Origin of the sequence: Mesorhizobium sp. M7A.F.Ca.US.002.01.1.1 (genome assembly GCF_004022955.1) — a bacterium.
Lineage (GTDB): Bacteria > Pseudomonadota > Alphaproteobacteria > Rhizobiales > Rhizobiaceae > Mesorhizobium > Mesorhizobium ciceri.
Genome location: NZ_RZQE01000182.1, coordinates 1 through 10,939 on the forward strand (window position 1 = coordinate 1; position 10,939 = coordinate 10,939).

9 protein-coding genes are annotated in these 10,939 nt (G+C 61.0%); 3 read left to right on the forward strand and 6 right to left on the reverse strand.

Going from position 1 to position 10,939, the window contains the following annotated elements; all coding sequences use genetic code 11:
- The 6 genes from EN932_RS18480 to EN932_RS18515 all read right to left on the reverse strand — a co-directional run.
- The coding region (locus EN932_RS18480; protein ID WP_164890529.1) for an AMP-binding protein at positions 1–1,061 on the reverse strand (1,061 nt) is incomplete at its 3' end.
- A gap of 1,436 nt (positions 1,062–2,497) precedes the next feature.
- The gene (locus EN932_RS18495) at positions 2,498–3,091 is read right to left on the reverse strand and encodes a DJ-1/PfpI family protein (protein ID WP_013533129.1); all 594 of its coding nucleotides are present in this window, start codon (positions 3,089–3,091) and stop codon (positions 2,498–2,500) included.
- Between the two features lie 72 nt (positions 3,092–3,163).
- Positions 3,164–4,114, reverse strand: a complete 951-nt coding sequence (locus EN932_RS18500) for a substrate-binding domain-containing protein (RefSeq protein WP_013533130.1) — start codon at positions 4,112–4,114, stop codon at positions 3,164–3,166.
- 54 nt (positions 4,115–4,168) lie between these two features.
- Positions 4,169–5,167, reverse strand: coding sequence for an ABC transporter permease (locus EN932_RS18505; RefSeq protein ID WP_127367925.1), 999 nt, complete (start codon positions 5,165–5,167; stop codon positions 4,169–4,171).
- Complete coding sequence (locus tag EN932_RS18510) at positions 5,155–6,747, reverse strand: sugar ABC transporter ATP-binding protein (protein WP_127367924.1); 1,593 nt, start codon at positions 6,745–6,747, stop codon at positions 5,155–5,157. The genes EN932_RS18505 and EN932_RS18510 overlap by 13 nt, the downstream gene beginning before the upstream one ends.
- 11 nt (positions 6,748–6,758) lie before the next feature.
- On the reverse strand, positions 6,759–7,460 hold the full coding sequence (locus EN932_RS18515) for a GntR family transcriptional regulator (RefSeq protein WP_013533133.1): 702 nt from the start codon (positions 7,458–7,460) through the stop codon (positions 6,759–6,761).
- Positions 7,461–7,636: 176 nt separating this feature from the next.
- Here EN932_RS18515 and EN932_RS18520 point away from each other — a divergent pair, with 176 nt between their 5' ends.
- The 3 genes from EN932_RS18520 to EN932_RS18530 form a co-directional block, all read left to right on the forward strand.
- Positions 7,637–8,863 (forward strand): iron-containing alcohol dehydrogenase, encoded by a 1,227-nt coding sequence (locus EN932_RS18520; RefSeq protein WP_127367923.1) that lies wholly within the window; start codon positions 7,637–7,639, stop codon positions 8,861–8,863.
- A 16-nt stretch (positions 8,864–8,879) separates the two neighbouring features.
- Positions 8,880–10,361, forward strand: coding sequence for an NAD-dependent succinate-semialdehyde dehydrogenase (locus tag EN932_RS18525; RefSeq protein WP_027163976.1), 1,482 nt, complete (start codon positions 8,880–8,882; stop codon positions 10,359–10,361).
- A gap of 10 nt (positions 10,362–10,371) precedes the next feature.
- Positions 10,372–10,939: alpha/beta hydrolase (locus EN932_RS18530; RefSeq protein WP_164890530.1), on the forward strand; the 568-nt coding region annotated here is incomplete at its 3' end.

The following is a 10,939-nucleotide window of genomic DNA, read 5'->3' on the forward strand; positions in this document are numbered from 1 at the left end:
ACATACGGGCTTCTGATCAACAGTTCTCCGATCTTGCCGGGCTGAACCGGGTAACCCTCTTCATCGACCACTGCGAAGCTGATTCCCGGAAGCAGCCAGCCGACGGGAGCCGAAGAATCGAATTCCGGCCAATCGTGCGGCAAGAACCACTGCGATCCCGTCGTTTCCGTCGATGAATAGCCGATCTGCACCAGGCAATTTGGCGGGACAGCCTTGCGCACGAGGCGGATGTCGGCCGAAGATACCTTCTCGCCTCCAATTCGGGCAACTCTGAGCGAACCAAAGGCGTCCGCGGGTTCATCCGCCAAGAGAGCGCGAAGCAATGCAGGCACCAGATAAGTGATCGTCACGCCTTCGGATTGCATGCGGCCGCGAACCGCGCGCAGGCCGACGGCTTCAACCTCCACAAGCTGCAACGTGGCACCCGTGAGAAGAGCGGCAAGAATTTCCCGACAGCCGGCGATGGTTGCCGGGCCGGTCAGAGGCAGGAATACATCCTGTGCATTGATGTGGCACGCATCGACATATTGCTGCACTCGGCACAGCAAGTTCCGCTGGCTGTTGACAATCCCCTTGGGGCGGCCCGTGCTGCCGGAGGTATAAAGCACGATTGCCGGTGCATCGACAGAAACCACACGGTGTGCGGCTGGATGGGGCGTTGCCTGCAATGATTGCGCCATATCGATCCAGGCAACGTGCTGGGGCAGATCAAGGCCGTGGAGGCCTTTGTCGCCAATTATGGCGGAGAGCCTCGCGTCGGCGACGATTTCGTTGATGCGCGAGTCCGGATCTCGCACGTTAAGCGGCACTGACGGCCGACCGGATGCCATGCTGGCCAGCATCGCAACGGTGTACCAGACCGAGTTGGCCTGAAGTATTCCAACCGCATTTCCGTCGGGAACGACGGCTTCAATCCAGCCGGCCAATGCCTCGACCGCCCGAAAAAGCTCGGAATAGGTCAGTCGATTGGTGCCGTCGCTGGCGGCTAATTTTTCGGAATAACGCCCGGCGATCTCCCTCAGGTGATCAAAGACAGGAACGTCGGCGAAGCCAGTTCCCATCCGTTGATGCAGACGTAGAACAGGCCCGCCATGGTCAAGAGCATGATCGGGAGCTTTTAACCATCGGCAAGGGACCACCGCTTGGTAGTCAGCCTGCACCGTTTGAATCGCCCTCGAAGATTCTAAATGCGCCAGAGACATAAGGGCCCCACGCTAGGATTGTTGCCGCTTATCGCTCCGCGGCATGATCTTTTCATCAATCATTCGGATGATGCGTGAGACGGTCTTAATCGCTTGAATTATTCGAAGATGAAGAGGCCAGCCTGCGCCCGCCCGGGCTGCGGGACTACCTTACCTTACAGAGGTGTCGGGCTGCGCGCTGCTATCCGCTTTGCCAGTGCTTGAAACGAAGCAGTATGCGAACACTTCCCCTCCAAGCTCATCCGTTACACGAACCCAATTTTTTTCCCAAGTCCGCAGGGTAACCTGGCGTCCCGTTGACATAGTCGCCGCCGTGAACGGGCTGGACGCATTGACGTTACTCGCCGCGACCACGTCATCCCCCTCCATTTGTTCCACCAGGTATGTTTGCATCACTGCTCCTGACTGTGGGGCAAGGCCGGTTCAATCGCGTGTAGCTGGACAACTCCAACCGCAGGGAACGGATTTCGTTCCATGCTACAGGCAACTCTACCGCCGGAAGTCAGCCTTCAGATCGCCTGCCCTCCTGGCAGGACCGTGGCCTAGCCGCTGAACGACTGGTCAGGACTGAGCTATGCTTTGGGGGAGATGGACCTCGCCCTGCGAATCCGCATACTTCTGGAAAAGTGCAATCTTGTCGGGATACGTAATCCGGATTTCGCTGTGACAGCCCTCGCAGCGATATTTGGACGCAACCTGGAACCAGCGCCCGGGTTTCAGCAAAGCCAATCCGCAGCGCGGACATTTGAACGTCATTTCAAGAGGGCATAGATTCTGACACAGCGGCATTTCGCAAAGTCCATAAGGGATACCTAATGTCAGGCAACGACAGCCGGCCGAAATCGTTCCTGGACGCCGTTCTTTTCGTCAGGCCGATGACCAACCCCGGACGCCGGGAGATTATTGGATTGTCCGCGATGCCAGATTTACTGACGCGGGCCTGAACTCAAGCGCACCCCGATTTCCGGTGGCGTAGCGCCGTTGCAGGCGTTGACTGATGTCAGCAGCTTGCAATCCGAATGAGCAAGCCCGGAGCGAGGTGGCCTCGGGGGGACGACGGGGCCGCACGGTCGACGACACGGCCTATCCGGATGCTGAAACAACGCCGCGCGCCGACCCTGTCGAACAGCACCAGTGGAACAGGCAGGATGAAAAGCGGCGCAACAGGCGGCAATACTTAAGTGTCTCGCCTATATCGTAGCTCGGGAGCCGCGATCCCGACCGAGTTGATGGATATGGAAGCGCTGTTGAAGGGAACCGACGCATCCCTTGGCGAATGCGTCGGTTCCAGAAGTTTATGCGTGGCGGATTTCCGTTCCCAGCACCTTCAGACATTCGCGGATGAACGCAGCAAGCGCCGTCCAACCTTTGGCCGAAACCATTGTCCCGTCCACATAGGCCTCGGTCGGCGACAGGTCGATATAGGTGCCACCCGCCAGTGTCACCTCCGGCTCGCAGGCGCCGAGTGCCGCGACCTTTTTGCCGCGCACCACGCCGTCGACAGCGATCAGGATCTGCACGCCGTGGCAGATGGTGAAGATTGGCTTCTTGGCCTCGTGGAAATGGCGCACGATCGCCTGCACGCGCTTGTCGGTGCGGATGTATTCCGGGCCGCGGCCGCCCGCGCAGTAGACGGCATGATACTGATCGAGCTGCCTCTCGGCTTCCGAGAAAGTCTTGTTGATCAGCGCATAATGGCCGAGCTTTTCGGTGTAGGTCTGGTCGCCCTCGAAGTCGTGCAGCGAGGTCTTGATCAGATCTCCGGCGTTCTTGTCCGGGCATACCACGTGGATGGTGTGACCGACGGCTTCCATCGCTTGCTGATAGACAAAGATTTCGTATTCTTCGGTGAACTCACCGGTCAGCATCAGTATCTTTTTGCCTGGCATGGTTCTTCCTCTCAGTGTTTTGAGCTAGGCAAGGCGCAGACTGCGCCTGCCTTTCTGTGAAATCGGATAGGGTCAGAATGGCGAATCCGGAAAGTAATATTCCTTGGCGTTGGCCTGGGTGATCAACGGCGCGTCGAGCTTGACGGTGCCACGGACGGGTGCCTGGCCGATCAGGTTGGCGACTGTCATGTAGATCGCGGTCTTGATCATCGACGGCGGGTATGGCGTCTCGACCGGCGTCATGGCGTCGCCGTCGATCACTTTCTTGACGATGTCCTTCATGCCGTTGCCACCGAGCGCAAGCTTGATGTCGGTCCGCCCCGACTGCTTGACCGCCTCGAGCACGCCAAGCAGCATGTCGTCGTCATTGGCCCACACCGCATCGATATGCGGGTACTTGGCCAGATAGTCCTGCATCAGCTTGAAGGCTTCGTCGCTGTTCCAATGCGCGTACTGGATGTCGAGGACTTTCAGATCAGTGCCTTTGATCGTGTCCTGGAAGCCCTTGATGCGCTCGTCGTCGATGACGGTCGGAATGCCGCGCAACACAACGACGTCGCCCTTGCCGCCAAGCTTGTCGATCATGAACTTGGCGGTGTTGGTGCCAACCGCGATATTGTCGCCGGCGAGGTAGAGATCCTGGACGGAGGCGTCAGTCAGACCGCGATCGACGACGGTGATGAACGTGCCCATGTCCTTGATAGCCTTGACCGGCTGGGTCAGCTCTTCCGAGCTGTAAGGCAGGATCACCAGAGCATCCAGCTTGCGGCTGGCCGACAGGTCCTCAAGCGCGCTGACCTGCTCCGCCGCGGACGGCGACGTCTTCACGACCACTTCGACGTTCGGGAACGCGGCGTTGATTTCCTTGGCCGCCGCTTGTGCGTGGTAGACGATGCCCGCTGTCCAACCGTGGTCAGCGGCCGGTATCGACACCGCGATGACCTTCTTGTCTTGCGCCATGGCCTGGCCGGCCAGCAGCAGCGCGCCAAGTGTCGCTGCCGCAATCCATTTTCTACTGAACATTGTCTTCTCCCTTGGACCTACAAGAACGTTAATCCGCGTGGTCCGGACGCGGCGCTATTTCGAATTCGAAAACCGCTGGATGAGCATGGCGATGATGATGATGACGCCCTGAACAGCGGCAACGAGGTATTCGGAGACGAAGTCTGACAGCACCATGAGGTTGGCGATGAGTTCCAGGATGACGGCGCCGGCGACTGTCCCCCACACATGGCCCTTGCCGCCGCGCAATGCGGTGCCGCCAATCACCACGGCGGTGATGACCTGCAGTTCCCAAAGCTGTCCGGTCGTCGGCGTTGCGGCGCCCAGGCGCGGCACGTAGCAGATCGCGGCAATCGCCACACAGACACCCTGGACGATATAGGCCACGGTCCGTGTCCTGATCACCGAGATGCCGGAATAACGGGCGACATCCTCATTGGCGCCGACCGCCGCACATTTGCGCCCATATTTCATCTTGTAAAGGATGAAGGATGCGACCGCGGCGACTGCGATGGATATGAGGATTGGAACCGGGATCCCGCCGACCGTGCCGAAATAGACAGGCCGGTACGCCTCGCGCAACGACCTGTCGATCGGTATCGTGCCGCCATCGGTCAGATAGGTTATCAGCGCCCGGAAAATCCCCATCGTGCCCAGCGTGGCGATAAACGGTTCGATCCTGCCGACCGTGACGATGAGCCCGTTGGCAAGCCCGCACACCAGGCCGACCAGGATCGCAACCGCCATACCGGCGGGAATAGCCCAGATGCCGGCATGCGGCGCCACCGCGTTCATGAACATGATGGTGATGCCGGTGATGAAGGCGGCCATCGAGCCGACGGAAAGATCGAGCCCCCCCGACGAGATCACAAATGTCGCGCCGACCGCGATAATAGCAATGAAGGCGCTGCGGGTGATGACGTTGGCGAGGTTGGTGGCGGACAGGAAATCGGGGTTGATGAGGTAACCGACCACCAGCAGAGCTGCCAGCGCAAGAAAAGGCCCGATATCGGTCCAACTGATGTTGAGATCGAGGGGGCGACGCCTGGGTGCGGATTCGCTCATGACAGCCATTTTGTGCCTCCCTTGGCTTTTGGCCCTTGCTTGGGGCCACTGGTCGCCAGTACCGCCACATTGCTTTCGGTCATTTCGGCGCCACTGACCTCGCCGGTGATGCGGCCTTCGCGCATCACCAGGATGCGGTCGCAGATGCCGATCAATTCCTGCATCTCCGAAGAGATGACGATGCAGGCCTTGCCCTTGGCCACAAGCTCCTGGATGAAGGCATAGATCTGCGCCTTGTTGGCGATGTCGATGCCACGCGTGGGCTCGTCGATAATGACCACCGAAGGATCGGTCAGCAGCACCTTCGCCAGCAGCAGCTTCTGCTGATTGCCCCCGGAAAGCTGGGCCGCTTTGGCGCCGAGGCTCTTCAGCCTGATGTCATATGTCTCCACGGCCTGTTCCAGGGCTTGCGCTTCGCGGCGCCGACCCATCGAGAGGCCGGGATGAAACACATCGAGCGCCGACAGCGTCAGGTTAGGCGCCAGGTGCTCTTGCAGCAGCAGTCCCTTGCCCTTGCGATCCTCGGTCAGGTAACCGACGCCGGCGTCGATCGCCGCGCGCGGCGATTGGAAATGGACCGACTTGCCCTCAAGTTCGATCTTGGCAACTGCCGGGCGCAAGCCGATAATGCCCTCGAAGAGTTCGGTTCGGCCTGCGCCGACCATACCGGCGAACCCCAGGATCTCGCCCTTGTGGACCGTGAACGACACGTCCTCCACATAGCCGGGAACGGAGGCGTTCCTCACGCTCAGCATCGGTACATCCGAAGGCGCTGCGGTTCTCTCAGGATAGAGCGCTGCCAGTTCGCGCCCGACCATCAGCCGCGCCATGTCCATCTGGCTCAGCGTCTTGCCGGGATAGGTGCCGACCATCTTGCCGTCGCGCAGAACGGTCACTTTGTCTGCGACCCGCTGCACCTCATCCAACCGGTGGCTGATATAGAGCACGGCGGTGCCGTGAGCCTTCAGTTGCAGGACGATCTCCAGCAGGCGCTCGACCTCGCCACCGGTCAGAACGGCGGTCGGCTCGTCGAAGATAACCACCTTGTGGTCGTCAAGCAGGGCGCGAGCGATCTGCACCATCTGCCGGTCTGCCAGCGAAACGTCGCGCACCAGTGCCCTTGGCGAGACCGCGCAGCCGATCTGCGCCAGTTTCTCGGTTGCCAGCCGGCGCATGGTGCGGTCATCCACGACATGGCCACGCGAAAGCTCTCGCCCGAGAAACAGATTGTCGGTGACCGTGAGCCCCTCGGCGAGCAGTATCTCCTGATGAACCAAAGCGATACCGGCATCCTGTGCTTGGGCAGGCTTGGCAAATTTCACCGCGTGTCCGTTCATCGACAACGTGCCGTGGCTTGGCTCGACATAGCCGGACAGCAGCCGCATCAACGTCGACTTGCCGGCACCGTTCTCGCCAATGATGGCGTGGATCTCTCCCGGCAGGACGTCCAGGGTGACGTCCGACAACACCGTCACTGGGCCGTATTGCTTGGACAATTCCTGGGCGCGCAGCACCGGTTCAAGCGAACCAGGCGCATCGCTGGACAACGTGCTCCCGCCCTCCCCGGCGATATTCGCGGCAATGGACATCCGTTCCGACCTCAATCGAATGCCGGGAGCAGGCGATCGCGCGAGTGCTCTATATGGATGCGCATCGCCTTTTCGGCGGCATCGGGATCGGCCGAGCCGAACGCGGCAAGGATCGCCTCGTGTTCGTCAAGCGCCTCCTCGGTCACGCGTGCATGGAACATCAGGCGGAAGATGTGGAAGTGCGTGTGCTGGTGGCTCAACGTCTCGCGGATGAGTTCGTTTTGAGAAAACTCCATGATCTTGTCGTGGAAGATCGCATCCTGCCTGGCGAAATTCGAATAGCGCACGCGATCATCCTTGCCTTCGCGGCGTGACATCACGCCGGCAGCTTCGAGCAACAGATCGAGCTTGGCGTCGTCCATCGTTGCGGCGGCCTTTGCGGCGCCATGCGGCTCGAGCAGCAGACGCATCTCGTATAATTCGTCGAAACGGCGCCGGGTGATCTGGGGCGCGGCACGATAACCGATCAGATGCGTCTTGAGCACCAGGCCTTCGCCTTCGAGCCGTCCGAGGGCTTCCCGGATCGGCGTGTGCGAGACGTTGAATTCCTTGACCAAGCTGTCGACTGTGATGCGCGAGCCGGGGGGAATCTTCAGCGCCATCAACTGCGCGAAGATGGCTTCATAGACATCTTCGACGAGACTGTTGGCGCGCTGGATGCGACCAGCTCCAATGCTGGCGTCGCTTGGGTCGGGTAAGTTTGCGGTCTGCATATTTTGCCTCTTGACAGTGAGGACTGCTAACACGATGGTTCCGCGGATGCAATCCTATATCCTATACGATTTTAAAGCGGATATCTTTTAAGTGCGAGAGACACACTCTTAAACCGTCCGATCCAGACCGAGTTCAATGCCTCCGTTTCCAGTCAGCAGCCGTCAAAGGACCAATCATGACCCTCTTCGCCGCCCTGCGGTTGCCGCGTGAAATCCTGTTCGGGAAGGGGCAACGCCATGTGCTGCCGACGGTCGCCGCCCGGTTCGGCCGACGCGCGCTGGTCTGCACCGACGAGCGTTTCGCGGGCACAACGGTATTCGCCGACATCATCAAGTCCCTTCAGTCAGCCTCGATCGAGGTCCTGGTGCATGATCGTGTTCTGCCCGACGTGCCACGCGATACGGTCGGCGTCTGCGTCGAGGAAGCGAAGGGGTTCGGGCCGGATATGGTGATCGGCATCGGCGGCGGCAGCTGTCTCGATTTCGCCAAATGCGCCACCCTGCTGCTCAGCCATGGCGGCAAGCTCCAGGACTATTACGGGGAGTTCAAGGTGCCGGGTCAGACACTGCCGCTGATCGCCGTACCCACCACGGCCGGCACCGGCTCCGAGGTGACGCCGGTCGCGGTGATTTCCGACCCGGACCGGACGCTCAAGGTCGGCATATCGAGCCCTCACCTTATCGCCGCGGTCGCTCTGTGCGATCCCGAGCTGACAATGACCTGTCCGCCTGGCCTGACCGCGATCGCCGGCGCCGACGCTTTGACCCATGCGATTGAGGCCTTCACCGCCATGCGGCGCGGTGAAGACCCCAATCTCCCGCAACAGCATGTCTTCATCGGCAAGACGGCGCTGACAGACCATTTCGCGTTGCTCGCGATAAAGCTGCTTGGCCGGAGTCTGGAGAAAGCCTGCAGCGACGGCACGGATGCCGACGCGCGTGCCGATGTCATGATGGGCGCTCTGGCGGCGGGCTGCGCGTTCGGCACCGCCGGCACGGCGGCGGCGCATGCCGTGCAATACCCGGCAGGCGCCCTCACCCACACCGCCCATGGTTTGGGCGTGGCCACAATGATGCCTTACGTGATGACCTATAACAGCCGCGTCGCCGCTCACGAGATGGCAGAGATCGGCGCGGCACTTGGCTTGGAGGCCAAGGCGCGAACCGCCGACGAGATGGCAGCCGCCACGATCGAGGAGATCAGGCGATTGTTCGCGGCGATCGGTATTACGCCAACATTGGCGGATCTGGGCCTCCCTGCCGATAAGCTTGAGTGGACCGCAGAGCAAGCGCTCGGCATTGACCGCCTGATCAAGAACAATCCGCGTGCGTTCGATCTCGGCACGATGCGACGCCTCGTCCAGGCCGCCCATGACGGCGACCTCGCCGCCTGCGTTATGTGAGAAACGGAACAAAGCGATGAATTTGAACGCTCAGCAACTCGACCAGGATGGCTATGACGTGCGCGGTTTTTCGCACGGACTCTACATCGACGGCACTTGGCGGTCGTCCTCCGACGGTCGGCTCATCGATGTCGTCGATCCCTCCTCCGGGGCGGTGATCGCGGCGGTTCCCGATGCGACGGTCGAGGACGCCACCGCCGCCGTCGAGGCGGCGGCCAAAGCAGCTAGGAGATGGCGGGAAACTGCGCCGCGCAAACGCTCGGAAATCCTCAGGCGCTGTTTCGAACTGATGGTCGAACGCTCCGAAACGCTCGCCATGCTGATCTCGCTGGAGAACGGCAAGGCGCTGCGCGACGCGCGCGGCGAAGTGGCTTATGCCGCCGAGTTCTTCCGCTGGAATGCCGAAGAGGCGGTCCGGATCACCGGTGAATTCGGCACCGCGCCATCCGGCACCAACCGGATCGTGGTCGATTATGAGCCGATCGGAATTTGCGTGCTGATCACACCGTGGAATTTTCCGGCCGCGATGGCGACCCGCAAGATCGCGCCGGCGCTGGCGGCAGGCTGCACTGTCGTCCTAAAGCCGGCCAGCGAAACACCACTGACGGCCTATGCGCTGGCGGCACTCTACAGCGAAGCCGGCGTGCCTGCCGGCGTCGTCAACGTGCTGACCACGACCAGTCCCGGGCCGCTGACTTCGGCCATGCTTGCCGATCCGCGGGTCAGGAAGCTGTCCTTCACGGGGTCGACGGGTGTCGGCCGAACCTTGCTCGGCGAGGCTTCAAAGCATGTCATTTCGTGTTCTATGGAACTCGGCGGCAATGCCCCGTTTGTCGTCTTCGACGATGCCGATCTCGACGCCGCCCTCGATGGCGCGATGATCGCCAAGATGCGCAACGCCGGCGAAGCCTGCACCGCCGCCAATCGCCTCTATGTGCAATCGGGAATCTATGATGCTTTTGCCGACGGGCTCCGCAAGCGCATGGCGGCACTTAAGGTGGGGGCGGGCCCGAATGCCGACACCGAGTGCGGGCCGATGATCACCAGAAAGGCTGTCGACAAGATCGATCGCCTGGTCAAGGACGCGGTGGGCCGGGGAGCCAAGGTGCTTTGCGGCGGGGCGATTTCGGAGGAAGAAGGATTCTTCTATCCGCCAACAGTGCTGTCCGAGGTGCCGCCGGATGCGGAGATGGCGCACGAGGAGATTTTCGGCCCGGTGGCACCTATCACACGCTTCGACACCGAGGCCCAGGCCATCGCCCATGCTAACAACACGGAATATGGCCTGGCCGCTTATATATACACACGCGATGTTGGGCGCGGCATGCGGGTGGCGTCGGGGATCGAGGCCGGCATGATCGGCCTCAACCGGGGACTGATGTCGGATCCGGCCGCACCATTCGGAGGCGTCAAGCAGAGCGGCCTTGGCCGCGAAGGCGGCCAGCACCACGGCATCGCCGAGTTCATGGAGGCTAAATATATTGCCGTCACCTTCTGAACCGGCAGTCATGTCAAAGGACCCTTTCCGCACGCGCGACCATGTGGCCGATTTTGATGATATCGTGACCGACATAGTGACTCGCAGCGCCGAAACCCGGGCGACCCTGCCGATGTCGGCGGGTATCGCCTATGGCGAGGGCGAGGCCGAAAGGCTGGACCTGTTCTTTCCGCCCGGTGTGCGCAGGGATCTTCCCGTGCACATCTTCATCCATGGTGGCTACTGGCGCATGTTCTCCAGGAGCGACTATTCTTATGTAGCGAACACAGTCACCAAAGCTGGGGCGGTCGCGGTCATCGTCGACTATGCGCTGATGCCCGAATTCAGGATGGCGGCAATCGTCGACCAGATCCGGCGTGCCAAACAATGGGTGCTGGACAATATAGCCGCCCATGGCGGCGACCCTGCCCGGCTAAGCGTAAGTGGTCATTCGGCGGGTGCGCACCTGGCCACATTCCTGTTCGAAAAGGCGCCCATGCCGTTGCGCATACGTGCGGCGCTGCTGCTAGGCGGCCTTTACGACCTCAAGCCCCTTCAGACCTCCTTCCTCCAGCCGTTAATCGGCATCACCGATGAGG

Excerpts from the sequence above, each read along its gene's own strand:
- EN932_RS18520 (WP_127367923.1), top strand. The coding sequence starts at position 7,637 with ATGACCCTCTTCGCCGCCCTGCGGTTGCCGCGTGAAATCCTGTTCGGG.
- EN932_RS18525 (WP_027163976.1), top strand. The coding sequence starts at position 8,880 with ATGAATTTGAACGCTCAGCAACTCGACCAGGATGGCTATGACGTGCGC.
- EN932_RS18510 (WP_127367924.1), bottom strand. The coding sequence starts at position 6,747 with ATGTCCATTGCCGCGAATATCGCCGGGGAGGGCGGGAGCACGTTGTCC.
- EN932_RS18495 (WP_013533129.1), bottom strand. The coding sequence starts at position 3,091 with ATGCCAGGCAAAAAGATACTGATGCTGACCGGTGAGTTCACCGAAGAA.
- EN932_RS18505 (WP_127367925.1), bottom strand. The coding sequence starts at position 5,167 with ATGGCTGTCATGAGCGAATCCGCACCCAGGCGTCGCCCCCTCGATCTC.
- EN932_RS18500 (WP_013533130.1), bottom strand. The coding sequence starts at position 4,114 with ATGTTCAGTAGAAAATGGATTGCGGCAGCGACACTTGGCGCGCTGCTG.
- EN932_RS18515 (WP_013533133.1), bottom strand. The coding sequence starts at position 7,460 with ATGCAGACCGCAAACTTACCCGACCCAAGCGACGCCAGCATTGGAGCT.